Genomic DNA, 24,880 nt, shown 5'->3' with positions numbered 1-24,880 from the left:
CTCCAGTTCGGACTTCGGGTGCGGGGTTGTCGAGACGCGTTGCCGACCCTTCGTGGCTCGTCGCCAGCGCTCCTCGCACCTCAGGGAGCAGGGGTGACGCTTCGTTCCTCAGGGAGCAGGGGTGACGCTTCGTTCCTCGGGGAGCAGGGGTGTCGCTCCTCAAGGAGCAGGGAATGGCTTGCGGGACATCACCCGCTCCCTGAGGAGCGCTCGGAGCTTGCGGAGAGCGCGTTCCCACCCGCTCCCTGAGGAGCGCTCGGAGCTTGCGGAGAGCGCGTCCCCACCCGCTCCCTGAGGAGCGCTCGGAGCTTGCGGAGAGCGCGTCACGAAGGGTCGACGCGACTCAGGCCGGCACGGCCCCGTTGGTGTTGGCGCGGTACGCCGCGACGTGGGCGTCCCGCTCCTCGTCGGACATCTGGTTGAGCAACACGTTCGGACTGTTGAAGACGTTGCCGCGGACATCGTCGAGCGTCCACATCTTCTTCGGGTCCAGATCGAGGTGCGGCTGCGGGATCAGCGTCTTGCCGTCATCCCGGACGTAACCGAGGTCGGTGATGATGTCGGCGAGGTCCTTGCCGTGGTGGAGTGTCTCCCATTCGCGGAAACCGGTGAGGCGACCCATGTTCGGGGTCTCGCGGCCCTCGTACTCGCCTCGGAACGCCACCGCGTCGGTCCAGTAGCAGGTCTCCGAGCAGTAGGTGCGCCACTGGTTGTCGACCTTCTCGGTGACCATGTCCTCGCGGATGAGGGCAGGCACCATGCAGGTCCAGCACCGGTGCGGGTACTCATAACCCACCTCTTCGAAGGCGATGGGCTTGTTGCGGCCGGGGTAGGCGAGCCGGTTGTAGTTCTCCCACCACTTGCCGAACTTGTTGTACCAGCCGGGGTACTTGTGTTCGAACCACTCGAAGTCCTTGTCGGTCATGGCGTCGATGCGCCAGTAGTTGACCGGCCAGCCGGTGGCGAAGAAGCGGGCGACCTCGTGCACATAGTGCTTGTTGGTGATCCGGTTCCACGCCTCCTCGACGAGATCGTGCGGGATGGTGAGCCCGTACTTCTCCAGCGGCAGAAGGTAACTGCGGTAGTAGTCGTCGTAGATCCAGCGACGCCACATCTCGGCGTAGCTCTCGCGGTCCTTGCGACGGTCCTTGGTGCCGTATTCGATGAAGGTCCCGATGGCGGCGTCGACGACACAGTGGTTGTTCCACCATGCGTAGCGCAGGTCGCGCTCCAGCAGCGGGCGATTGCGCTCGTCGGCGAGTGCCATGAGCAGGATCGAGTAGCCGTTGGAGATGTGTCGCGACTCGTCGGACTGGACGGAGTGGAACACGGTGGGCAGCAGGTAGTCGCCGTTGGCGGCGGCCTCGTCGGGCATGGCGACGAAAAGCGTGTTGGTGAAGGCTGTTTCGGCGACGACCGTCAGGTAGATGTTGGCTGCGGTGATGGCATCGCCGGTGATGAACCCCTCGCCGAACTGGCGGCCGATGGTGCCCGCGTAGTTGTTCGCGAACGCCTTCTCGGTGATGTCGAAGCCGGCGGGGTCGATGTAGTTGTTCATGTAGAGCTTCTTGAGGTTCATCTGGATCGTCGAATGACGAACCTCGTCGATCATCTGCACGGCCAGGCCGTTGTGGATCTCGGGGTTGGGGACGGCGTCGATGGCCATCGGCATCGCGCGGGCCGCGGAGATCTCGGGGAACGGGATGATCGACAGGAACAGCTTCTGCCATTCCAGCCAGCGTTCCTGCACCTGGCGGAACATGTTGCCGCGGATGGCGCCGTCCATGGCGCCGTACACGCGGTTGTCCTTCTCCTCCTCCATCGGGAAGTACGACCGCATGATCTGCTTGAGCGGATCCTTCTTGGGGGCCTTCTCGAATGTGTAGTCGGTACCGAACCGGGTGGCCGGGGTAGCGAAGGTGGGCTCCCAGGACAACTCGGTGATTTTCGCATGGGCTTTTGTCAAGCTCTGCCTGCTCAAAGTGCGCCTCCTCGGTGGAGAGCCGGCGGACTGCCGGCCCGCTTGGACTGGAGCGACTTCGATACAACCCTGTGACGTGGGTAACAAACGTCTCACTGTGAGACGACGGCGACGAACCCGCCGCGTGCATCGCGCACGGGGCGGGTTCGAAAGAGGAGAGCTGCTAGTGCGCGCTGTCAGAGGCGGCGAACGACCCGGACGGCAACACCGGATCGTTGAGACGCTGCGCGTACTGATCGAAGTAGATGCGGGCGATCAGCTCGCGCCTGCTGCGGACGCCGGCCTTGTCGAAGATGGATTTCAGGTGGTCCTGCACCGTGTAGGCCGACACATGCAGGGCCGTCGCGATGTCCTTGGTGGCCACACTCTGCAACACCATCTGGGTGACGTCACGTTCACGGGCGGTGAGCCCGAAGGCCTCGACGACGAGCGGGATGATCTCGGGCGGACGGGCCTCCTCGATCGTCACCACGACCTCACCCACCCGGCCGTCGGCCGACGACAGCGGCGAGGCGTGGATGACCAGCCACATGCCCGAGGCGCCGCGCACCCGGAGTCGCGGCGGGACCGTGGACTCGCCCGTCCCGTAACGCCGCGCCGCGCCGATGAGGCCGTAGATCGGGTTCATCACGGCCGCACCGTTCGGGCCGGACGACAGGTCGTCGATGCGTTCGCGGCTGCCGGCGCTCATCTGGACCACTTCGTTGTCCCGGTCGATGATCAGCACCGCCGGACCGTGCACCGCCGCCGGAACGGGAGCAGGCGCGTTCGGCATGTCGGCGACCACGCTGCTCAGCAGACCGACCCGGACGCCGTGCGCGAGTGTGCGCGACAGCGAGGCCAGGAACTCCACCTCGTCGGAATCGAACGGTCGGCATCCGGAGCCGCTGCGGAACAGCGAGATACCGGCCCACGCCCGGTCCCCGTCACGCAACACGAGCCTCGCCTCGTCGTGGAAGCAGTACTCCGGGATCATCAACTGCGACATTCGGTTCGACTGCTCTGCCGCACCTCGCTCCAGCAGCTTCATCCCCACGGCGTCGCGCCTCTCGGCGACCATCTGGCGAAACGCGGTCGGCTCCACCTGGCCGTATTCGAGGAGACCCCAGTCGGGGTCGCGGTGGTCCTGGCCGAGCAGCGCACCGTATTTGCGGGCGCTGGTCAGGAGCACGGTGTTGGGATCGAAGGTGCCGATGCAGAAGGCATCGGCGGGCACCGCGCGGCCGAGCGAGGCCACGGTCTCGGCGAAGAAATCGTCGAGCGTCAGGCCGGCGTGGGCCACGACCTCGATGTCGCGGCGCACACGCTCGGCGGTCAGACTCGATGTCATTCGACAATTGTCGGCGTGAGCTGCGGTGATGTCTATCCCACAATCGTGGGATCACTCGGTTGGAGGACACCGCTCGGGTCGTGGCGACGCCGGATGGTCTTCAGCCGCATCCGCTGATCGGCGGGCCACAGCGCGGCGCGTTCGGTGGCGGATCGTCCGGAGAAGTTCAGCAGCGCCCCGCACGCATGGTCGGCGAGCGCGTCGTTGACGGCGGCCAGGTGCGTGCCGACCTGGTCGCCGAGCGGCCCCGCGGGTACACCGATCGCGAGTGCGACGAACGCGGCGTCCCGGCCGGTGACTGCGTTGGGCACGCGCTGGGGCTGGCGCAACCGGCCTCCGAGCAGTCGGATCTCGACGATGGCGAGCGGGCTCGCCACGTGGGGCCCGGCGACGGCGATCAGGGAGTCGACAGCGGCGGCCGGGAGGTCGACGAGTGCACACCCGCGTTCGGCACTCGGCATCGGCCCGGGCGGATCCATGTGCACCGCGTCGAGCGCAGCCGTCGGCAGGACGTCGATGTTCTCCAGCAGGATCGGGCCCGCCGAGCGCATCGGCGCCAGCAGTGCGGCGGCTGTCGACGGGTCACCGGTGTGGGTGTACCGGAGGTGCACCGCGATCTGGCCCTGGAGCGGTGCGGGCAGGTTGGGGTCCGGGGGAAGTCGCAGGATCGCGATGGATGTCCCGGCCTCCTCGGGAAGGGTCGGCGCCCATTCCCGCCACGCGTGCAGAACGTCTGAGGCGGCGGAGCCGGCGAAGAAGATGCCGCCCCCGTAGAAGGTGGGGAGGTCGACGAGATCGAACTCGATGGCCGTGACGATGCCGAATCCGTCGCGGCCGCCCAGGAGTGCCCAGAACAGGTCGGACCCGGCAGATGCGTCGACCGTGCGGATGATGCCGTCCGCGGTGACGAGTTCGATGGAACGCACATGGTCTGCGGCATAACCGAATCGACGACCCAGTGGGCTGAGGCCGCCGCCGAGGGTGTAACCCACCACGCCCACCGAGGACGAGGAGCCGACCAATCCGGTGAGACCATGCGGCGCGGTCGCGGCGACCACGTCGCGCCAGCGCGCGCCTGCTTCCACCCGGGCCGTCCTGCCCGCCGGGTCCACCTCGACCGCGGTCATGCGTGACGTCGTCACGACGAGCGTGCCCCGTCCCTCGATCGGCATTCCGTGCCCGGTGGCCCGCGCACTGACGCGCAGTCCGTTGGAGCGCGCGTACCGCACCGCGGCAGCGACGTCGGTGGCGTTGGTAGCGCCGACGACCACGTCGGCGGCCGGGATCGCCGCGAGGTTGAAGCCGGAGAGTTCGCCGGTGTAGCCCTCGTCGGCCGGCGTGAGGACGGGGCCGGTGACCGCGGACAGCAGGGCGTCGAAGTCGGTGGAGTCGACGGGTTCGGAGGTGATGGACACGATGATTCCTTCGGGGTGGGGGAGTGCTGGGTGGTGGTGCGCCGGAACCGGCTGCTCCATGTGACTCAGAGTGGCTGAGACCCTTTTGTTCCCGCCATCCCTCGAACGCGGGAAATGCCCGCGCCAGAATTCTGGAGTGTTGTCGTCCCAGAAGTCTGGGGGTGTGTCGGGCCGCGACGGTCTCCGCTGAGAACCGCCCCCGAAAACCGCCCCTGGGAGGGGTGCCGTCGACTATTTGTCGGAGGTGACGTTCTGACGGGTGGTTTTCAGAGGGGGCGGTTCAGGCCAGAAGGGCCCGGTACGTGGCGGTTTCGAAGTCGAGGTAGCCGTCGACCGACGCGGGGTCGACGAACGGGAAGATCTGGGTCGCCCAGAAACCGCCGACGCGAGTGTGGGGGTCGATCCAGAAGTAGAGGTTGGCCAGGCCTGCCCATGATTGCGATCCGGCCCGACGGCCGGTGGGCGCGTCGGCGTCGTTGACCATGAACGGGTACGACCACGACTTCGGTGTGCCCGGGAAGAATTCGACGTCGTGACTCAGCGGCGGGATCACCCCGGGCAGCCGCCGCACCACGAGGCCCCCGATCTGGTTGCGCAACGCGGCGTCAACGGTGTCCGGCCGCAGGATCTGCTCGCCACTATCGGAACGTCCGCCGCGCAACCACATTCGCAGGAACGTCAGGTAGTCGGGGACCGTGGACCAGAGTCCCTGTCCGCCCATGTCGATCTCGGGATCAACGGGCTGTTCCCAACGGTGATTGGGTACGAGCTCGCCACGCTTGCGCATGTGCAGGACGGCGCGCCTGCTCCGGGCGTCATCGGACAGCGCGAATCCGGTGTCGCACATGCCCAGGGGGTCCAACACCCGATCGGCCATCACCTGACGGAGACGACGACCGGTGACGGCCTCGATGACCTGCCCTACCCAGTCGAGTCCGGAACCGTACTCCCAGTCCGTGCCGGGATCGAAGAGCAGCGGGGTCCGCAACGACGCCCTGGTCGCTGTGGCGACGGGAGGCACGCCGTGGTCGGCGGTCAGACGCCGGTAGGTCTCGTTGAAGAAGTCATATCCGAAACCAGCGGTGTGCGTGAGCAACTGATGTGTCGTGACATCGGAGGCGGGCGGCCGCAGGCGCGGCCGGCCGTCGTCGTCGAAGCCCTCGATCACCTGGAGCTCGCCGAGGGCAGGTACGTAGGACCGCGCCGGCGCGTGTAGGTCGAGGTCCCCGTCCTCGACGAGCTGCAGCGCTACCGTCGCGGTGACCGCCTTGGTCGCGGAGAACAGCGCGAAGACCGAGTCGACGGTCATCGGCTGCGGGTCGTCGAGGGCACGTACCCCCGCGGCGCCCAGGAACACGGTCTCCTCGTCGGTCGTGACACCCGCGACCACGCCCGGCACCCGTGGATCGCCCTCGGTGCGTGCGGTCAGGATCGGGCCCAGCCCGGCGGCGAGGCGGTCGGAACGGACGGTACCGGCGGCACGGGAGCTCATGAGAGCGTTCTCCTCATCGAAGTGGGGGTCGACCGGCGCCGACGAACGAGCGAAGTCGTTCGATGGCAAGGGTGAGGTCGTCGGTGGATGCGGCATAGGACAGGCGGACGTATCGGTCGGCGCCCGCGACCCCGAAGTCATTGCCCGGGGTCAGGGCGACGTGGGCGTCGGCGAGCACCCGGTCGCAGAACTCGGCCGACGTCAGCCCGGTGGAGCCGACGTCGAGGTAGACGTAGAACGCGCCGTCGGGAATGACCGGCACGTCGAGTCCGATACCGGCGAGCCCGTCGACGACGAGTTGCCGGCGCCGGGCGAACTCGAGGCGGTTGCGTTCGGCGACCGCGAGGGAGTCCGGCGTGAAGCAGGCCAGCGCCGCGTACTGCGACGGTGTGGGTGGGCACACGTAGAAGTTCTGCGCGAGCCGTTCGAGCACGCCGATCAGTTCGTCGGGGACGATGCACCATCCCAGCCGCCAGCCGGTCATCCCGAAGTACTTGGAGAAGCTGTTGATCACCACGGTCTCGGCGACGCCCGGCGAATCGGCGGCCAGGACGCTACGCGGCGGCCGACCGTCGGGTCCGGGATCGGACAGTCCGAGGTAGATCTCGTCCACGATCGACCATCCGCCGCGCGCGGCCACCAGGTCACACATGGCCACGAGTTCCTCGTAGCGCATCGACGTGCCGGTCGGGTTCGACGGGGTGGCCACGATGACCCCGCGCGTGGAGTCCGTCCACGCGTCGGCGACCTCGGCGGTGGTGAGTTGGAACCGGTTGTGCGGGGTGGTCGGCAGGAGTCTGACCCGCGCGCCGAAGGCGTGTGCGAACTGGCGGTTGCACGGGTAGGAGGGGTCGCCGATGAGGACCTCGTCGTCCGGGTCGATCAATGCCGCGCAGGCCATCAGAAGCGCGGCCGATGCGCCGGCGGTGACCGCCACCCGAGCCGGATCCACCGAGGCCCCGAAATGGTGGCCGTAGAAGTCGGCGATGGCCTCGCGCAGTTCCGGGAGACCGAGGGCGCCGGTGTAGGCGAGGGGTCGTCCGGTCGCCTCGCGGGCGGCGGCGAGGACCGCCGGCGGCGCGCCGAAGTCGGGTTCGCCGATGTTCAGCTTCACGACGGAATGGCCCGCAGCCTCGAGTTCGGCGGCCCGCTTCGCGAACTCCATCGCCTGGAACGGCGCGATCCCTTCGGCGCGTCGGGAGATCCTCATGGGTCACATTGTGCGCGGCGCGGGATTCCGCGCCCGACCCGCACCTCCCGACGATCCCGGACCCCTACGGGCAGGATGTGGGGGTGCCCATCCCCGAATTCATCCGCGATCTGCGAGCCCAGGTCGGTCACCGCGAACTCTGGCTGTCCGGCGTCAGCGTCGTCGTCCTCGATGACTCCGGCCGGGTGCTGCTGACCCGGCGCGTCGACAACGGACAGTGGGCCGTCGTGTCCGGCGTCCTCGAACCCGGGGAGGAGCCGGCGCGGGCCGCCCTGCGCGAGGTGCGCGAGGAGACCGCGGTGGGCGCGGAGATCGTGCGCCTGACCAGTATCGACGTCACACCGCTGATCACCTACCCGAACGGCGACCAGACCCGCTACCTCGATGTCTGCTTCCTCGCGCGGTACGTCGACGGCGATCCCCGGGCCGCCGACGACGAGAACTCCGACGTGGGTTGGTTCGCCACCGACGCACTGCCGTCCGATCTGACGGACACGTCCGCGTTGCGAATCGAGAAGGCGCTCAGCGGCAACGCCGAGGCCTGGTTCAGGCGGTAGGGGCTCTCTCAGGGAAGTCCCTGAAGTTCGCCCCAGAAGTGCCGTCGACCATCGCTTTTCGGCTTCGTCGGGCGCAGACTGGGCGCATGAGCACATCGACGAACCCCACCGGCATGACCTTCTGGAAGGTCCTGGGCGTCATCGCGGTCGCGCTGATCGCGCTGGCCGTCCTCGGCCCGCTACTCGAGGGACTCTTCTGGATCGCTCTCATCGCACTCGCCCTCTACGGCGGCTACATGCTGTTCCGTTCGAACAAGAAGGGCACACCGCCGACCAGTTACTGATCCCTGCCCACCGATCCGGCGGTGCTATCCGCCGAACAGCAGGTACAGGCCGAGGAACGTGTAGCAGACCATCGTCACCATCATGGTGAGCTGTCCGGTCAGCTGGTGCCTTCGGGGTAGGAGCCGCAGCGACGCGTCGTGGGCGGCGGCGACACCCAGCAGGTGTCCGCCGAGCACGAACGCCACCTTGAGGGTCACGGTGACCGTCGGATGGTCCGACATCACGTAGACCGGGTGAGCATTGCTGAGCCACAACACGTTCCATCCCCGCCCCAGAGGATCGCCCAGCGCGAGCACGGTCTCCTGGCCCTGCTCGACCAGCGACTGCAGATAGTGGGCCATTATGTAGCCGATCACGATCGGGACGAGCGAGTGCGCCATCAGTCCCGGCAGGCGGCGCCGGAGGTCCGGTTGCACGCCGCCGACCGCGCGGGCGGCAGTCCAGAAGGTCAGGGCGACAACGCCGATGAACACGAGTAGACCCGCGGTCGAGGCCAGCGTGGCGATGGCTTCACTGCCGTCCGCGTGCTCGGCGACGAGGTCCCGCCACAACGGAATCGCCGAGAAGCTGTCGAAGGCGGTGGAGCCGAGCAGGATCGCCAGGACGGTGACGGTGCCCGGCAGCACCGGTAGCGTCGTCAGCGAGTTCATCGGACTCCGGGCGATCACCCGGCCCGCGGTGTTCCGTGCGAACGGGGAGAGTCGCGAGGCCACCGTGCTGTAGACCGCGAACGGGTCGGCGTCCTCGGTCCAGCGCAGCCCGTAGACCACGCCGCCGACGAGGGTGATCACGAGGTAGCAGAGCAACCAGACCCGCACCGACGACAGCGAACTCGGGTCGGGCGATGCCAGTTCGAGCCAGACGAAGGCGAACAGTCCCACCGCCGCCGGCCACCACCCCAGACGGCGGGGGTAATCCCGCCGGCCGACGATCCGCGGGCCGGTGAGCCGCCGAATCATCCGGAGGACGGTCCGGACCGGCGACAGCAGCCGCCAGACCGGTCCGAGAAGCGCCGACAGTACGGGCAAGCCAACCCAGAGCAGCACATAGAACGCGCCGGGTAGGGGATTCTCGTCGGTGTCGGGGCCGAAGGCGGCCGCGATCAGCCACGCCGTCAGGGCCACTGCGATACCGCTGAGCACACCGCGAACCCACCGGTTGTCCACGGTCGACGTCACCCATGAGGGGAGCTGGCGACCGGCGTCGGCTCTCCCGTAACGCGGTGTGCGCCAAGCGAAGGCGATCACCGCGAATGAGATCGTCAACGCCCAGGCGCCGCCGATCAACACCGCGGTCAGCGGGACGGGGAGATACTCCGAACCACCGAGCCCGTGGGCGAGCAGAGCGTCAGTCGGCCTCACGGGCGGGGTCATCGGCCTCGTTTCGGGTCGGGGGAGCGGTGTTGCCGAGTTCGCCGGAGCCGTCGTCTCCGTCGTCGCCGTCGTCTCCGTCGGAATCGTTGTCTCCGTCGGAATCGTTGTCTCCGTCGGAATCGTCGTCTCCGCGACGGCGGTCGGCGATGGCGATCGCCACGACCACGCCCACCACGAGGAACGCGGGGATCACCGCGGGCAGCGCCAGGATGAGCGGGTGCGTCGCCAGGTGTTGGACGGCGGGGGCCGCAGCGAGACCGATCATTGCTGCGGCTGGAGTTCGGGCTCCCGCGCGCCGGAGGTCGCCTCGCGGGCGTTCACCCGGCCGGCTCCCCACGACAGCGCGGCGATCAGCAGCAGGGAACACACGAGCACCACCAGTGATGCGGCGCCGAACAGCCAGGCCGGATGGTCGAAGCTGCGCTCACGCTGCAGGATCGAGATCTCGGCGACGAACGGCTTGGTCGATGACTGTTGCGCAGGTTCGCCCTCCGCACCGATCGCGGGGTCTGCCGGGAGGTACACCGGCACGCCCGCCATCGTGGTGCCGTCCTGCACGCGCAGGATGGTCTTCCACGAACCCGACACCGGCATCGGTGCGGTGGATCGGAAGTGGTTCGGTCCGACCCGGTCCAGTCGGTCGATGACGATGCCGCGATCGTTGTCGATGCCGCCCTGCCAGGACATCAACGTGACCCACTCGGGGTCGTCGCTGAGCGTGTCGGCGGGGTCGAGGAAGACCTCGGCCGTGACGTTCTGCTCGGCGGCCTCGTTCGGGCCCGCCGGCGTCAGCACGATGCGTGCGGTGGTGTCCGCGGGCACGGAGACACGCAGACCGTTGGCGACGGCGCCGCCGATCACCAGGACGGAGAGCACGACAGCGGTGACGCTGATCCAGCGGCTGGGGAGTCGTTCGCCGACGCTGACGATTCCGAGCAGTCCGCCGCACACACCGGCGACGACGCCCACCGGGATGGCCATGGTCAGTGCCTCGACCCACATGCCGGTGACCCACGGGAAGGGGTAGGCCGCGGCGATCCACCAGGACTCGATCCAGAGTCCGAGCGTGGCCACACCCAGACCGGCCACCGCACCGAAGAGAACGCGGCGTCTGAGGAGCGGGGTCAGCGCCAGCAGTTCGATGACCACCGCAGCGCCCAGGTAGAGCGGGAACACGTTGATCGGTGCGCCCAGTGCCGGCCCGACGACGACGGCGACGACGCCGCGCAACAGGAGCGCGAACACCGCCGCGACGAGTGCGGCGCCCGGCCCGAGGCTGATCCGGGCGGCGACGAGGGCGAATGCCCCGGCGCCGGCGATCATCATGGGCTGCAGCACGAGTCGGAACTGCTCGACGCCGAAGTCGTATTCGATCTGGAAGACCGACATGCCGATCACGAGTCCACCGAAGGCCAGGCAACGCACGAGCCACTGACTCCGTCCGTCCTGCGGGGCGTCGGGACCCATCGCGGCCCGGCCCTCGCGGTCGAGGATCACGACTGCGATGAGCGACAGGCCGGCGCCGCCGATCAACATCAGGTGCGTCGGTCCCCACAGGGTGACGTCCTGACCGAAGATGCGATGCCAGACGTCATCCAGCGGGAAGCCCAGCAGTGCGTAGAAACCACACCCGGCCAACAGGATTCCACCGACCGGTGCGTACCAGTGGCGGGTGATCCGGACTGCCGAGCGGCCGGGTTTGTCGAACGGCAGGAACACCGACAGCATGCCGGAGATGAACAGCAGGAACAGGCCCACCAGGATGAAGTAGTGGGCGGGATTCGCCAGCGGACCTTCGTCGCGGCCGTCGCCGATGTGCAGGCTCACGTCCCAGAGAAAGCCGAAGAGGGCGCAGATGATGGTGCTGGTGAACAGGAAGATCGGCAGGGCCGCCCACGGCGGGCGGTTCACGCGGCGCGCGGCCCACTCGGACAAGGTGGTCAGCCAGGTGATCTTGCGCGTGCGATGCAGGTAGCCGATCCAGAGCAGGCCGACCGACACGACGGCGGCCACCGCGGACATCAGGAAGACCTGGTCGAGCGCCGCTCCGCCACCTTCGGCGGCCAGATGAAGAGGCGTGACATCGGTTGTTGGCATGGTCGAAGTATGCACAACCGCACCCGGGTCTCGTAAGGGCATTGCCCAAACCGGCGATCTCGCGTCTCGCCGGGCGGTGGCGTCGTAGGCGACGGAATGCCGGTTCGAGGGCCCGATGACGATTTCCGGCATCGTGGCGAGGTCGACGGAATCGATCCCGGTCGTCGTGCATGGAATTCGTATTCCGGGTCAGCGGGTCGGCACGGTGTGATTGTCGGTCGCCTCTACCGGGCCCGTTTCTCCCGGTCGGCCGTGATTGTCGAGAACCGCGCCGACGGTGTGACCGCATACTGCGCGGTCACACCCGTCGGGTCATCCGATGGGCACGCAGGACGACGTCGTACAGATCTCGTCCGGCAATTCGATGGCCGGGAGTCCGGGGATGTTCGGCAGTCCCGGGATGCTGGGCAGGCCGGGAGCCGCCGGGGCGTCAGGTCCCGGGGCGGGGGGTGTTGCCGCCCCACCCGGCACGGTCACCCGGAGCGGCTCGGCGACCGTGGGGGTCGTACCCCTCAGCGGCGGATTGGTGCCCCAGAACTCCTCGGCCGCCCCGGTGCCCGGTGGCAGCGTGATGGTGGTGCAGCCCCAGTAGATGTCGTAGGTGCCGTCCGGGATCGTCGTCGTTCCGGTGGGGGCCGGCGGCGTACCTTGAGAGATCTTCAGCGGCAACGACTTCGACGAACCCGGAGCGATGAGTGCGCCGAGCTCCTCGGGTGTCTGATAGCCGAAGACGACGTTGGTCGGGGCTCCTCCGGCCGGGACGCCGACGATCTCGCAACCGATGCGCTTCGCTGCCTTGTTCGTGACCGTCAGGGTGACGGTGCTCCCGGACACGGACGGGGTCGCGGTGACATCGGCGGGTGCGGCGTCGGCGACGGGGGCGAGGGCGGCGCCGAATGCCGCCGCGGCGCAGACCGCCAGGCCGGCGGTGGCCTTCCGGACTCGGGTGCTCATACGGTGTCCTTCCACGTGGTTGTCTCGGGGCCGGGCCGGAGCGCGGCACGGCCCTGGGCGGGAGTAATCGAGGTGCATGGTCGGCGGAATTCGTGGATATCGCATTCCGGCGAATTCGCGCCGACTTTTGTTGAGTCGTTGTGCCCGGTCTTCGAACCAGCTGGTCGGATTCACGGAAATCGCCGATCAATGCCCGACTCGGCCATTGTTACAGATTCCAGGAATAGCTGCAGAATGAGGTCGGAAATCGATGCTCTCGCCGGGTCGGCCGTCGAGGGCGAAGTGCGCGGGTGCCGCGAGGACCTGAACATCCGGTGGCGTCGGCGCCGGCTCGGTAATCTGACTCGCGACGCAGACGACCGAACAGACCGGGGACACATGCCGACGGTGATCGCGACCATCAGCCTCAAGGGCGGGGTCGGGAAAACCACGCTCACGGGAGGTCTTGCCGACTTCCTCGCCGGTGTCTTCGGCAAGAAGGTGTTGCTCGTCGACCTCGACGCGCAGACCAACCTGACGACCATGATGATCGGACAGGAGCACTGGCTGGCGTGCAATGCCAGACGGCACACCGTCGCCACCCTGTTCGCCGACGTGCTCGACGGCACGCGGTCATTCGATCTCGAGGGCAGCATCCAGCGCGACGTCTCGACCGTGGACGGGGTCACGGGTATCGACCTGTTGCCGTCGTCGCTGGACCTCATCGAGCTGGCCGAGGAGCTGAGTGCACACCGGGTCGCCGCCGACGACCACCTGGCCGCCGTCGAGGTCCTGACGAACGCGCTGACCCCGGTCGCCGCGAGATACGACTACATCCTCATCGACTGCCCACCCAATGTCGGGCCGTTCAGCCTCAACGGTCTGGCCATGGCCACCGGGTATCTGATCCCGACCATCCCGGATGTGCTGTCCACCTACGCGATCCCGCACATCCAGCGGCAGGTCGCCGATTTCGGTGCCGAATTGGGGCGCGACATCGTCGAATTGGGGGTCGTGATCACCAAGTACCGTGCGGCATCGGCACTCCATCAGGACACGGTGCGGCGGCTGCGGAGGGATGCCACGATCCAGAACGTCCTGCCGACCTACCTCCACGAGGCCAACGCGATCGGAGCGGCCGCCGACTACGCATCCTGGCCGAGCCTGCACGCGAAGTACGGGTACCACGGGCATTACGAGCAGTTCCGCGATCTCACCCGCTCGGTCATGGTCGAGGCCGATGCCAAACTCCCCGCGACCCTTCCGGGTTCCCGCGCCCCATTCGATCAACCGACGCCGAAGCGCAGCTCAGGGGTCTAAATTCATCTCAGCCGCCGACCGGTGGCACCTCGTCGACTCCTCAGGAGCTCACATCATGCGCAAAGTGCACATCACCTCGGTTCTCGGCGCCGCGGCACTGGCCGTCGCCCTCACCGCCTGCGGTTCCGACGACTCGGCGTCGGGTGGCACCGACGCGGAGGCCACGGTGACCGTCGACGGTCAGGAACTGGAACTGGCGGACAAGACGGTCGGGTGCACGGACACCGCAGGCAAGGTGACCATCGGGATCGGATCGGGTTCGGGCACCTCGGGAATCGGCGTCGTGCTCACCTCGGGCGATTCGCCCGAGGTCGAGTCGGTGGGTCTCGGCTCACTGGACGGCGTGACCTTGGGTTATCAGAAGGGTGCCGGTGGGGGTAGTGCCGACGTCACCAAGGACGGCGACACCTACACGGTGAGCGGCGAGGCCTCCGGAATCGACCTGGCCAACCCGACCGAGCAGGTGACCAAGTCCTACGAGATCAAGGTGACCTGTCCCTGAGTCGGTCCCTCTCCGCCCTGGTCTCGGTCTGTCCTGGTCTCGGTCCGGTGACCGGACCGGTATCGATGTGTACACATTTTGTGCGGGGACTGTTTGACGGGGTGCCGAGCTGGGTACGTTGCGCTTTGTAGCGATCCGGGAAATTGCTATCCGATCGGATCGCACACCGGATCAACGACGACCCTAGGAGGCAGACATGCTGGGACTTGGCATCATCGCGTGGATCATCATCGGCGGACTGGCCGGCTGGATCGCCAGCAAGCTCATGAAGACCGACGCGCAGCAGGGCATCATCCTCAACATCGTGGTCGGTGTCATCGGCGGCCTCCTCGGCGGCTGGTTGCTGACACTGTTCGGGGTCGACGTCGAAGGCGCCGGCTGGATCTTCAGCTTCATCACCTGTGTGGCGGGTGCGTGCATCCTGCTGTTCCTCGTCAAGCTGGTGACCGGACGCGGCCGTACCCGCGTCTGAGGTCGCTACCCGCACCGCTCGACTCCGCCCCGGCTCGCGTTCGCATCGAACGTCGACGCCGGGGCGGAGTCGTGTCCGGGTGCGGTGCATGTGCGTACGTTGGATTGGGTACGAGGACATGACTGCCCGCACAAGTGAGCAACCGAAAGTGAGCATCCAGTGACTCGAGTGGCGATCATCGGCGGACACGGCAAGATCGCGTTGCGACTGGCCCGCATATTGACGGCCCGCGGGGACGAGGTGACCTCGATCATCCGCAACCCCGAACACGCTGAGGACGTCGCGGACACCGGCGCCGTACCCGTGGTCGCCGACGTCGAGACCCTCGACACCACCGGTATCGCCACCGCGATCTCGGGCCACGACGCGGTGGTCTGGACCGCGGGCGCCGGCGGCGGTGAGCCGGCACGGACCTACGCCGTCGATCGCGATGCCGCGATCCGGTCCATGGACGCCGCCGTGCGCGCGGGAGTCCGTCGGTACGTGATGGTGTCCTACTTCGGCGCCGGTCCCGACCACGGTGTGCCCGAGGACAACTCGTTCCATGCCTATGCCGAGGCCAAGGCAGCGGCGGACACGTACCTGAAGTCCACCGATCTCGACTGGACGATCCTCGGACCCAGCAAGCTGACCGACGGTCCCGGAAGCGGCAGCATCGTGCTGGGCGGCGATCGGGTCGAGGGTGACGAGGTCAGCCGGGACAACGTCGCCCAGGTGGCGGCAGCCGTCCTCGAACGGCCCGCGACCGTGCACGAGGTGGTCGAGTTCAACGACGGCGACACCCCGATCCCCGATGCGCTCCCCTCGTCCTGAGGATTCCGATCGTCCATCGGCCGAGCCGGGACCGAACCGTTCCCCGGACGTCGACGGCCTTCTGCCCTCGCTGCGCGGGATCGTCGGCGAGGCGCATGTCCTGACCGACCCGGATGCGATGGCCGGTTTCCTCACCGATTGGACCGGCCGATACCGCGGTGACGCCGAGGCGGTGGTGCGCCCCCGGACCACCGACGAGGTCTCGCGAGTGGTCGCCGAGTGCGCCCGCTCGGACATCCGGATCTGTGTGCAGGGCGGTAACACCGGGCTCGTCGGCGGCTCGGTCCCACCGGCGCGCGCCGAGGCGGCCGACCCCCGGATCGTGTTGTCGACGGTGCGCATGACCGACGTCGACGAGGTGGACACGATCGGTCGTTGCGTCGGAGCCCAGGCCGGCGCCACCGTCGAGTCCATGGACCGCCACGCGGGTGCAATCGGTCTGTCGCTCGGCATCGACCTCGCCTCTCGGGAGAGCGCGACGGCAGGCGGGGTCGTGTCGACCAACGCCGGCGGGACGCGGATGATCCGCCGGGGCAACGCCAGGTCGCAGATCCTGGGGATCGAGGCGGTCCTCGCCGACGGCAGTGTCCTCCGCCGGTGGACCTCGCTGGTCAAAGACAATGTGGGATACGACCTCCCGTCCCTCCTCGCCGGCAGCGAGGGGACTCTGGCGGTGATCACCCGCGTCCTGTTCAGGCTCGTCGTCCCACCGTCGGCCGCCACCGTCGCTGTCGCATCGGTCGAGCGTGTCGAGAACGCGATCGACCTGATCGGCGCCGCGCCGTCGGCCGGACTGACCATCGAGGCCGCCGAGTTGATGACCGAGGCCGGGGTCGCGCTCGTGGCCGACCACGGGCACCGCCGACCGACCGCGACGCCGGGCCCGTTCTACGTTCTCCTCGAAGTGTCGGGGACCGGCGACATCGAGTCCGCGGCGGCCGAGCTCCTCGGCTCCGCGCCCGGGATCGTCGACGCGGTACTCGAACCGGCGCCGGCACGCGCGCTCTGGGCCGGGCGTGAAGGCCACACCGAGGCCATCGCCCGCTCGAGTTCGACACCCGTCGTCAAACTCGACATCTCCGTGCCCATCCGGGCCCTGCCCGAGGCGTTCGCGGAGTTGTCCCGAGTGGGTTCGGAATGCGACTTCCCCTGCCGGCCGATTCTTTTCGGTCACGTCGGGGACGGCAACATCCACGTCAACCTGCTCGACGTCCCCACGGAGCACTCGAGCACGGTGACCGATCACGTCTTCGGGATCGTGGCTGCCAACGGAGGCAGCATCAGTGCCGAGCACGGGATCGGGCGCGCGAAAGTCGCCTGGATGCATCTCGGCCGCGATCCCGCCGACCTCGCGACCATGCGCGCGATCAAATCGGCTCTCGACCCGCGAGGTCTGCTGAATCCAGGGGTGATCTTCGGGTGGCGAAGCCTTCGATGACGCCGCGAAAGCCCTCGATGACCTGAGGGCCCGACGCGCCGAGGCCGAGGTTGAAGCGGCCGTCGGACACGAAGTCCAAGCCGGCCGCCGTCACCGCGGTACGCGACGGGTCCGCGCGTGGCGACACCGGCTAGTCACCGAGCTCGGCGAGGATCTCCTCAGAATGCTGTCCCGGCGCGGGTGGTGGGGAACCCAGCGCCGTCGGCGTCCGAGAGAACCTGGGGGCTGGTGCCGCCTGAAGGCGACCGTCCCTCTCGACGAGCGTCCTGCGAGCCGCCACGTGTGGGTGGTGCTGGGCGTCGAGCAGGCTCAGAACCGGGGAGGTGCAGGCCATGGAGTTCCCGAACACGTCCTCCCACTCTCTGCGGGTCCGAGTTGCGAAAATCGCCGCCATGCTGTCGCGAAGCGCCGGCCAACCCTCTCGGTCATTCCGCTCTTCCGGGTCAGCGTCCAGTCCCAACCGATCGAGCAGCTCTCGATAGAACTGTGGCTCGCCCGCACCGACGGCCATGTACTTGCCGTCCGCGGTCTCATAGACGTTGTAATGAGGCGCGGCGCCATCCAGGATGTTCTGACCCCGCTCGTGGACCCATGCTCCTGCAGCAATCATTGCGTGGGTACCAGTGAGCAGATGCGCAGCACCGTCGACGATGGCCGCATCCACGACCTGACCCGCTCCGGTTGAGGCCACCTCCACGAGTGCGGCCAGGACACCGGCCACCAGGTACATGCCGCCACCGCCGTAATCCCCCACCAGGTTCAGCGGAATGGTCGGCCCCTCACCGGCGTGACCGATGGCGTCGAGCGCACCGGTCACAGCGATGTAATTGATGTCGTGGCCAACCTGCTGCGCCCACGGGCCCTCCTGACCCCAACCCGTCATACGCCCGTACACCAGTCGAGGATTGCGCTCCAAGCACGTCTCGGGCCCAATGCCCAGTCTCTCGACGACACCCGGCCGGAACCCCTCGACCACCACGTCCGCGCGGTCGATGAGTCGTAGCGCAACTTCGACATCGTCCGGAGACTTGAGGTCCAGCTCGATCGACCGCTTGCCCCGGTTGAGGAGGTCGTCACGCGGATCACCGGGGAACTCACCTCGATGGTTACGCCGATCGATACGGATGACATCCGCTCCCATGTCGGCCAACGTCATCGTCGCAAACGGTCCCGGACCGATTCCTCCGATCTCCACGACCTTGACAGTGCGCAGCGGCCCGGTTCGAACCGCGCGCTGACCCATTTCAACCACAGTGCGCTCCCGCATTTTTATTCGCTGTTCAGATATCTCAGCGAGGTCGCACCGCCGACAAGACCGCCCGCGGAAGTGCCGGAGGCGCTCATGTCGACCCTCAGCCTGCGTAGAGTGCTTCGATGGCTTCCGCATATCGCTCGGCGATGGGCTTGCGCTTGAGCTTCATCGTCGGTGTCATCGTGTGACTGTCGGGAGTCCACTCATCGGGCAGGATCGTGAACTTCTTGATGTTCTCGACGCGCGAAAGGTTGCGGTTCGCCTCGTCGACTGCCGCCTGGAACTCGGACCGAACCGCAGGGTGCTGGGACACGGCGGCGACCGTCACGTCCTCGATGCCATGCTTGGCAGCGAGAGCAGCCGCGCCCTCCGTGTCGATGGTCAGTAGCGCAACGAGGTAAGGCCGGCCGTCGCCGACGGCCACGACCTGGGCGATGTGAGTATTGGCCTTCTTGACCTCCGCCTCGATGTTCGAGGGCGACATGTTCTTGCCCGTCGCGGTGATCAAGAGTTCCTTCTTCCGGTCGATGACCTTGAGGAACCCGTCCTCGTCAAGCCAACCGACATCTCCGGTGTGGAGCCAGTTGTCCTCGTCGAGAGTCGTCGCCGAAGCATCCGGTTCTTTGCGGTAGCCGACCATGTTCATCGGGCTGCGCAGTAGGACCTCGCCGTCCTCGGCGATGCGCACTTCCACTCCCGGCAAGGGCTTTCCGACCGTTCCGATCTTGAAGTCGTTCAAACGTGGCCAGCAGGCTCCGAAGGCTGTCGCCTCGGTCAGGCCGTAGGCCTCGAGCAGGGGAACACCCATCGCCAGGAAGAAGACGATCACGTCCTGCGGCGGCGGAGCGCTGCCGATGAACGCCGCCTTCAGGTTGTCGAGGCCCCAGGGCGCAAGGATCTTTTCGTTCAGTAGTCGCTTGGCGGCCTCATGGCGCTCGACCAGCTCACCACTCGGCGCCTCGCCTCGCTGATCGAGTCCGACACGTTCCAAGCCGACAGCCAGCGCGTTCTGCACGGCCTCGCGTTCTCCGGCGTCCTCGATACCGTCGATCTGCGCCTGGATCGCGCTCCGCAGCTTGACCCAGGTTCGCGGCACCGTTGCCAGAAAGTCTGGGTGGGACTCCTGGACGTGAGCCAGAACTTCCTGATAGCTGGGACATGTTGTCACCGTTGCTCCGCGTCCCAGCGGCATGTAGTGGGTCAGCATGCGCTCACCGGCGTGCGCCATCGGCAGATACGACACCGCCCGAGTCGGCAACGGAATCACTTGAGCCCAGCTCCGAAGCATGGACATGACGCCGTTGTGCGACCACTGGGCGCCCTTGGGCGGACCGGTGGTGCCGGACGTGTAGATCACGGTGACGAGGTCGTCTGGCATCACCGACCGCCAGGCGGCATCGAACGAGAAGTCCTCGGACGCGGCAGCGATGACGTCCTCGGTGGAGAGGACTCCCTCCTCATGACTGTCGATCACGATCAGGTGGCGGATACCGTCATAGTGGTTCAACGCGTCGCGCACGGCGGGCAAGAACTGCTGCTCGGTGATCAACACGGCACAGTCGGCGTTTGTGAGGCGGTCCACGATCTGGGCCGGGCTCGACGTGTTGTAGATGCCGAACGGTACTGCCCCGATGTGCACCGCCGCCATGTCGTACTCAAAGAACTCGATGCAATTGTGCAACTGCGTGGCGATCGTGTCTCCCGGCTTGACACCAAGGCCGGCGAGTCCTGCGGCAAGCTGTTCGACCCGTTGGCCGTACTCGTGCCATGTGACGACGCGACCGTCGCCTCGTGTCCGGAAGGCGGTCCGGTCGGCATGAAGCTCGACGGTCCGCTGGAACGCCGCGCAGACGGTCGGCGCCATTTCCGGGGCCTCAGCGGGGGTGAAGTCGACTACTGCCTGTTCTGTCATTGAACGCTCCTGGGATTGTTGGGGTGAGCGGTGGCGCACGGACAAAGCGCTGGAAGCGCGAGATGTGAGTCCGCCCGGCTGACGCCACAGCCGCCGCGAAGAATGCCGGCGATTTCCTCCGGCGCCGGCAGCGTGTCGTCGCCCCGGCACTGCTGTTCTCGATGACGGCCGGGTCAACCTGGCCGTCAACGGACCTGCGCTGATCAGTCGAACTGCGCGGTTGCCTCGAAGCCAAGCTTCGCTACCCAGTCATCGCAGTAGTCGCGCCACTCGGCGATCTTGCCGTCGCGGAGGACAACGACGCCCACGACTGGAACCGCAGCGAGCAGCGAGCCGTCGCCGAGATAGCTGTCGTCAGACCGTTCGATCACCACGAGATCATTGCCGTCTGAGACGATCGACTTGATGGGCACCAGAACGTGATCCACGTTAAGAGCCTGGTAGAACCCCCGAATCGCCTCGAGGCAGGCATCCAGACCCTCGACTGCTCCACGCGCGCTGTTCCACCACACGAGATCGGGGGCGGCGTGGTCGCGCCATGAAGCGATGGTCTGCTCGAGACCACCCGCCCACATGCCGACGACCGTCTTCACAAGTTCCTCTTGCTGAGTCATCAGAAACTCCGTCGTCTCGGGGACCCGGGGCCGACACGAACAGCGGCCAAGGGGGTCCAAGGTTGCTCGCCGGTGCGAGCGCCACACGCGCCAGACCGGCGACCTTTTCTACGTTAGTTTAAAAATGTGATGGGCGCAACGGTCGGGTTCCTCCGAACGGCCTCCGTCCAGGGTTCTTCTCCTCGACATCTGCACCCCTCACTGCGAGCCGGCGCGACGCCGGCCCTGCGCGGCTCACGCGTACCAGGCCGTACTGCTCTTCCCGGCGGTCTCGCCCCGCGTCACCACGGTGATGTCCAACCGAGATGTCCATGCACTGGGTAGGCCTGGGCCGTCAATGCCTCGAGGACCAATGCGAGTCGGCGAGGTTGGTCGTAGGACGGGAGCGCAACACTCACCAGCGGCGTCGACGAGGTGTCGACGACGAGGTCCCAACGGCTGTCGGACACAATGCTCCGTCCGCCGTCGAGTCTGATGAGTCTTGACTGCCGGTGGCGCGCACGGCAAAGGCACCGAAATGCTGCGATCATGCACGGGTGGCTGATGTGAACCCCGACCGGTTGTCCGCACTGGCGCATCGCTACGGCGTCGCCACCAGCTATGTCGGCTGGGGCGAGAAGCGTCACGACGTTGCTCCCGAGACCCTGGTCGCGGTCCTGCGGGCGCTCGAGGTGCCGGCGGGGTCGTCCGACGAGATCGAGGAGTCCATCCGCGAGATCGACGAACAGCCGTGGCGCGAATTCGTTCCCGCGGTGACGGTCGTGACCGAGGGCTCGGGCGACACGTTCGCCGTCCACGTCCCGCACGGTCATCTCGTCAAGGTGTGGATCGTCAGTGAGACCGGCGACGACGTGGCGGCCCCGCAACTCGACGTCTGGGTCGAACCGCGCGAGGTCGACGACGTGCTCGTCGGACGCGCGACGTTCGCCGTGCCCGCCGACCTGCCGCCCGGGTACCACCAGATCAAGGCGCTCGACCTCGACGATTCGTCGGCGTCCAGTGCACCCCTGATCGTGACGCCCCGTCGCCTGCACACCGCGGACCGGCTGATCGGACGCAAGCGGTGGGGACTCGCCGCGCAGCTGTACTCGATCCGGTCGGCGGACTCGTGGGGCGTGGGCGACTTCGCCGATCTCGCGGGGATCTGTGAGGTGGCCGCGAGCGCGTACGGCGCCGACTTCGTCCAGGTCAACCCCTTGCATGCAGCCCAGCCGCAGGCACCGATCGAGGCGTCGCCGTATCTGCCCGTGACGAGACGTTTCGTCAATCCGCTCTACATCCGGATCACCGACATCCCCGAACTGGACGCGCTGCCGAAGTCGCAGCGCAAGTGGGTCAAGGCCACGGGACGCAGCTTCCTCACCGAGAACACCTCCACCGACAAGATCCGGCGCAACAAGGCCTTTCGCGCCAAGATGGAAGCGCTCGACCTGATCTTCGAGGCCCCGCTCGCCCCGGCGCGTGCTGGTGCCTACCGAGCGTTCCGGCGTCGGGAGGGTAAGGGCCTCAAACGATTTGCGACGTGGTGCGCGCTTGCCGAGCGCTACGACGCCGACGACCCGCGCTGGGGTGGCAAGTTCCTGGACCCGGCGTACATGAAGAAGAAGCGCCGGAAGTTGGCCCGTCGCATCGACTTCTACATGTGGCTGCAGTGGATCTGCGACGAGCAACTCGCCACTGCCGCACACGCGGCGCGATCCGCCGGGATGGAGGTCGGCGTGATGGCCGACCTCGCCGTAGGGGTCGCGCGCCACAGTGCCGACGCGTGGGCACTCGGCGATGTACTCGCCTCCGGTGCGACCGTGGGAGCGCCGCCGGACGGCTTCAACCAGCAGGGCCAGAACTGGGACCAGCCGCCGTGGCATCCCCGACACCTCGCCGAGGCCGGGTACGAGCCGTACCGCGACATGATCCGCACCGTTCTGCGCCATGCGGGTGGTGTTCGTGTCGACCACATCCTGGGACTGTTCCGGCTCTGGTGGATTCCCGACGGGAGCAGCCCGGCGCACGGAACCTATGTGCACTACGACAGCGAGGCGTTGATCGGCATCCTGGCGCTCGAAGCGGAACGTGCCGACGCAGTGGTCGTCGGCGAGGACCTCGGGGTGTTCGAACCGTCCGTGCAGGAGTCGCTGCGCGAGCGCGGGATCCTCGGCACCTCGATCCTCTGGTTCGAGCAGGGCCCCGACGGGGCGATCCCGCCCGAGGACTACCGCGAGCTGTGCCTGACGTCGGTGACCACGCACGATCTGCCCCCGACCGTGGGGTATCTGGCGGGCGACCACATCACGCTGCGGTCGCGCCTCGGTCTGCTCGCCTCCGGTGAGGACGCCGAACGTGCGCGCGACGCGCGCGAACGCGACGCCGTCCTCGAGCTCGCCTACGAACGCGGACTGCTGTCCCGGGACACCCCACTGAGCGACCCGAAGGTCGTCGACGCCCTCTACGCGGTGATCGCGCGCAGCCCGTCGGTGCTGTTGAGCGTCGCACTCGTGGACGCGGTGGGGGAGCGGCGGATCCAGAACCAGCCGGGCACCGACAGCAGTCAGTATCCGAACTGGTGTGTCCCGCTGGCCAACTCCGAAGGTGACGTCGTGCTCGTCGAGGATCTCGTCAGCAGCGTCCGGTTCCGGCGGCTCGTGTCGGTACTCAACGGATCCGGGTTCAACGGGTCGGGCGGGCCAGGTTCCTGACGGACACGATGGTCAGCACGAGTGCGATGAGGGCCAGCACGGCGACACCGCAGTTGAAGGCGATGCCGGCCGGCCGGAGGCCCCAGTGCTGTGCGGTGATCCCCTGGCCGACGATCGGGATCGAGATCGCGACGTAGGCGACGACGAAGTAGGTGGAGGTGACCTCGGCCTTGCGGCCCGCGGGAGTCGCCGCGACCACCGACGCCAGGCCCTTGCTGAAGGACATGCCCTGCCCCACACCGCAGATCACCGCACCGCCGAGCAGCGCGGGGGTCGACGCGGCGACCAGTCCCAGGATCGACAGGCCCGAACCGAGGATGAGGGTGGCGCAGCCGGCGATCAGGGCCGGTTCGGTGGCCATACGGCGCACGACGATCTGGGTGACCGCCGACGAGGCGAACAGCACGAACACCAGGAATCCGGTGAACGCATGGTCGTCGATGCCGAGGATGTTCGTGACGAACGAGGGCATCACACCGGTGAAGGTGCCCATCACCGCGAACCCGGCGAACGCCGCGATCGACGCGCGGACGAAGACGCCACGGATGTCGGCCGGGACCGAGAGTCTCTGCACGCTCAGCCGGGCGCCCGGGACGACATCCACCGTCTCGGGCAATCGCCAGATGCCGATGAAGACGAGTACCAGCAGCGCGAGGTCGAGGATGAACGGGGTGTGCAGCGGGGACGGTGCGTACTCGGCGAGGATTCCGGCGATCAACGGGCCCAGTCCCAGTCCGCCGATGTTGGCGGCGGTCGCGACCGCCGGCGCGCGCCCCCGCCACGAGGCGGGCGCGAGTTCGATGACCGCGGTGGTGGCGGCGCCGGCGTAGATGCCGGCGGACAGGCCGGACAGGACGCGGCCCAGCAGCAGCTGCCAGACCGGGCCGGCGGTCAGGAACACGACGGCGCTGACCGCCGACAGGATCGCGCCGGCGATGAGCATCTTGCGCCGGCCGATGACGTCGGACCAGCGCCCGAAACCGATCAGGGCGCCGATCACACCTGCCGCGTACACGGCGAAGATCACGGTGGTGGTCGTGACGCCGAACCCGAGCTCCTCGCCATAGATCGCGTAGAGCGGGGTGGGCAGCGTGGTGCCCAGCATGATCACCGCGAACGCGTAGACGGCCGCGGCGAAGGACGCGCCGGTCGGGGCGGGGGTGACGGGGGAGTTCGCACGGTCGGTCATGG

General features: G+C 67.5%; 22 protein-coding genes and 1 pseudogene. 8 read left to right on the top strand and 15 right to left on the bottom strand.

The window, feature by feature from the left end; all coding sequences use genetic code 11:
- Positions 1-343: 343 nt before the first annotated feature.
- The 5 genes from ACFW3F_RS14910 to ACFW3F_RS14890 all read right to left on the bottom strand — a co-directional run bounded on the left by ACFW3F_RS14910 (position 344) and on the right by ACFW3F_RS14890 (position 7,428).
- On the bottom strand, positions 344-1,981 hold the full coding sequence (locus ACFW3F_RS14910; RefSeq protein ID WP_388058589.1) for an aromatic/alkene/methane monooxygenase hydroxylase/oxygenase subunit alpha: 1,638 nt from the start codon (positions 1,979-1,981) through the stop codon (positions 344-346).
- A gap of 163 nt (positions 1,982-2,144) precedes the next feature.
- On the bottom strand, positions 2,145-3,311 hold the full coding sequence (locus tag ACFW3F_RS14905) for a helix-turn-helix transcriptional regulator (RefSeq protein WP_388058587.1): 1,167 nt from the start codon (positions 3,309-3,311) through the stop codon (positions 2,145-2,147).
- A 32-nt stretch (positions 3,312-3,343) separates the two neighbouring features.
- Positions 3,344-4,726 (bottom strand): FAD-binding oxidoreductase, encoded by a 1,383-nt coding sequence (locus ACFW3F_RS14900; RefSeq protein ID WP_388058585.1) that lies wholly within the window; start codon positions 4,724-4,726, stop codon positions 3,344-3,346.
- A 280-nt stretch (positions 4,727-5,006) separates the two neighbouring features.
- Complete coding sequence (locus ACFW3F_RS14895) at positions 5,007-6,218, bottom strand: serine hydrolase domain-containing protein (protein WP_388058583.1); 1,212 nt, start codon at positions 6,216-6,218, stop codon at positions 5,007-5,009.
- A 13-nt stretch (positions 6,219-6,231) separates the two neighbouring features.
- Positions 6,232-7,428, bottom strand: a complete 1,197-nt coding sequence (locus ACFW3F_RS14890) for a pyridoxal phosphate-dependent aminotransferase (protein ID WP_388058581.1) — start codon at positions 7,426-7,428, stop codon at positions 6,232-6,234.
- Positions 7,429-7,511: 83 nt separating this feature from the next.
- Between ACFW3F_RS14890 and ACFW3F_RS14885 the strand changes: the two genes are divergently transcribed.
- Both ACFW3F_RS14885 and ACFW3F_RS14880 read left to right on the top strand, forming a co-directional pair.
- The gene (locus ACFW3F_RS14885; RefSeq protein ID WP_388058579.1) at positions 7,512-7,985 is read left to right on the top strand and encodes an NUDIX domain-containing protein; all 474 of its coding nucleotides are present in this window, start codon (positions 7,512-7,514) and stop codon (positions 7,983-7,985) included.
- 86 nt (positions 7,986-8,071) lie between these two features.
- A complete protein-coding gene (locus ACFW3F_RS14880; protein WP_388058577.1) occupies positions 8,072-8,269 on the top strand; it encodes a hypothetical protein in 198 nt (65 codons plus the stop codon).
- A gap of 24 nt (positions 8,270-8,293) precedes the next feature.
- Here the strand turns inward: ACFW3F_RS14880 and ACFW3F_RS14875 are convergent, their stop codons facing one another.
- From ACFW3F_RS14875 to ACFW3F_RS14860, 4 genes are all read right to left on the bottom strand, one after another.
- Complete coding sequence (locus ACFW3F_RS14875; protein WP_388058575.1) at positions 8,294-9,643, bottom strand: hypothetical protein; 1,350 nt, start codon at positions 9,641-9,643, stop codon at positions 8,294-8,296.
- Complete coding sequence (locus ACFW3F_RS14870) at positions 9,618-9,908, bottom strand: hypothetical protein (protein WP_388058573.1); 291 nt, start codon at positions 9,906-9,908, stop codon at positions 9,618-9,620. The genes ACFW3F_RS14875 and ACFW3F_RS14870 overlap by 26 nt, the downstream gene beginning before the upstream one ends.
- Positions 9,905-11,740, bottom strand: coding sequence for a hypothetical protein (locus ACFW3F_RS14865; protein ID WP_388058571.1), 1,836 nt, complete (start codon positions 11,738-11,740; stop codon positions 9,905-9,907). The genes ACFW3F_RS14870 and ACFW3F_RS14865 overlap by 4 nt, the downstream gene beginning before the upstream one ends.
- A gap of 312 nt (positions 11,741-12,052) precedes the next feature.
- The gene (locus ACFW3F_RS14860; RefSeq protein ID WP_388058570.1) at positions 12,053-12,694 is read right to left on the bottom strand and encodes a hypothetical protein; all 642 of its coding nucleotides are present in this window, start codon (positions 12,692-12,694) and stop codon (positions 12,053-12,055) included.
- 378 nt (positions 12,695-13,072) lie between these two features.
- Between ACFW3F_RS14860 and ACFW3F_RS14855 the strand changes: the two genes are divergently transcribed.
- The 5 genes from ACFW3F_RS14855 (at position 13,073) to ACFW3F_RS14835 (ending at position 17,218) form a co-directional block, all read left to right on the top strand.
- Positions 13,073-13,993: a ParA family protein gene (locus tag ACFW3F_RS14855; protein ID WP_388058611.1), complete on the top strand. Its 921-nt coding sequence runs from the start codon at positions 13,073-13,075 to the stop codon at positions 13,991-13,993.
- 55 nt (positions 13,994-14,048) lie between these two features.
- Positions 14,049-14,495 (top strand): lipoprotein LpqH, encoded by a 447-nt coding sequence (locus ACFW3F_RS14850; RefSeq protein ID WP_388058569.1) that lies wholly within the window; start codon positions 14,049-14,051, stop codon positions 14,493-14,495.
- Between the two features lie 196 nt (positions 14,496-14,691).
- On the top strand, positions 14,692-14,967 hold the full coding sequence (locus ACFW3F_RS14845; RefSeq protein ID WP_388058568.1) for a GlsB/YeaQ/YmgE family stress response membrane protein: 276 nt from the start codon (positions 14,692-14,694) through the stop codon (positions 14,965-14,967).
- A gap of 159 nt (positions 14,968-15,126) precedes the next feature.
- The gene (locus tag ACFW3F_RS14840; protein ID WP_388058566.1) at positions 15,127-15,780 is read left to right on the top strand and encodes an SDR family oxidoreductase; all 654 of its coding nucleotides are present in this window, start codon (positions 15,127-15,129) and stop codon (positions 15,778-15,780) included.
- Positions 15,761-17,218: an FAD-binding oxidoreductase gene (locus tag ACFW3F_RS14835; protein WP_388058564.1), complete on the top strand. Its 1,458-nt coding sequence runs from the start codon at positions 15,761-15,763 to the stop codon at positions 17,216-17,218. The genes ACFW3F_RS14840 and ACFW3F_RS14835 overlap by 20 nt, the downstream gene beginning before the upstream one ends.
- On the opposite strand, the pseudogene ACFW3F_RS14830 reads toward ACFW3F_RS14835, so the two are convergent.
- From ACFW3F_RS14830 to ACFW3F_RS14810, 5 genes and pseudogenes are all read right to left on the bottom strand, one after another.
- A pseudogene (locus ACFW3F_RS14830) lies at positions 17,217-17,327 on the bottom strand (LLM class flavin-dependent oxidoreductase); the annotation flags it as partial. The gene ACFW3F_RS14835 and the pseudogene ACFW3F_RS14830 overlap by 2 nt on opposite strands.
- A gap of 21 nt (positions 17,328-17,348) precedes the next feature.
- The gene (locus tag ACFW3F_RS14825; RefSeq protein WP_388058562.1) at positions 17,349-18,461 is read right to left on the bottom strand and encodes a CaiB/BaiF CoA transferase family protein; all 1,113 of its coding nucleotides are present in this window, start codon (positions 18,459-18,461) and stop codon (positions 17,349-17,351) included.
- 109 nt (positions 18,462-18,570) lie between these two features.
- Positions 18,571-20,382 carry an AMP-dependent synthetase/ligase gene (locus tag ACFW3F_RS14820; RefSeq protein WP_388058560.1) on the bottom strand — a complete coding sequence of 604 codons (1,812 nt, stop codon included), beginning with the start codon at positions 20,380-20,382 and terminating at the stop codon, positions 18,571-18,573.
- Positions 20,383-20,585: 203 nt separating this feature from the next.
- The gene (locus ACFW3F_RS14815; protein WP_388058558.1) at positions 20,586-20,975 is read right to left on the bottom strand and encodes a nuclear transport factor 2 family protein; all 390 of its coding nucleotides are present in this window, start codon (positions 20,973-20,975) and stop codon (positions 20,586-20,588) included.
- 302 nt (positions 20,976-21,277) lie between these two features.
- Positions 21,278-21,445, bottom strand: coding sequence for a hypothetical protein (locus ACFW3F_RS14810; protein ID WP_388058556.1), 168 nt, complete (start codon positions 21,443-21,445; stop codon positions 21,278-21,280).
- Positions 21,446-21,541: 96 nt separating this feature from the next.
- On the opposite strand from ACFW3F_RS14810, the gene malQ reads away from it, so the two are divergent.
- Positions 21,542-23,689, top strand: a complete 2,148-nt coding sequence (gene malQ / locus ACFW3F_RS14805; protein WP_388058609.1) for a 4-alpha-glucanotransferase — start codon at positions 21,542-21,544, stop codon at positions 23,687-23,689.
- Here the strand turns inward: malQ and ACFW3F_RS14800 are convergent.
- Positions 23,661-24,878: an MFS transporter gene (locus ACFW3F_RS14800; protein WP_388058554.1), complete on the bottom strand. Its 1,218-nt coding sequence runs from the start codon at positions 24,876-24,878 to the stop codon at positions 23,661-23,663. The two genes, malQ and ACFW3F_RS14800, sit on opposite strands and share 29 nt — an antisense overlap.
- Positions 24,879-24,880 lie beyond the last annotated feature (2 nt).

Source organism: Gordonia sp. NPDC058843 (assembly GCF_042743165.1).
Lineage (GTDB): Bacteria > Actinomycetota > Actinomycetes > Mycobacteriales > Mycobacteriaceae > Gordonia.
The sequence above is the reverse complement of the archived record's forward strand: the minus strand, read 5'-3'. Positions and strand labels throughout refer to the sequence as shown.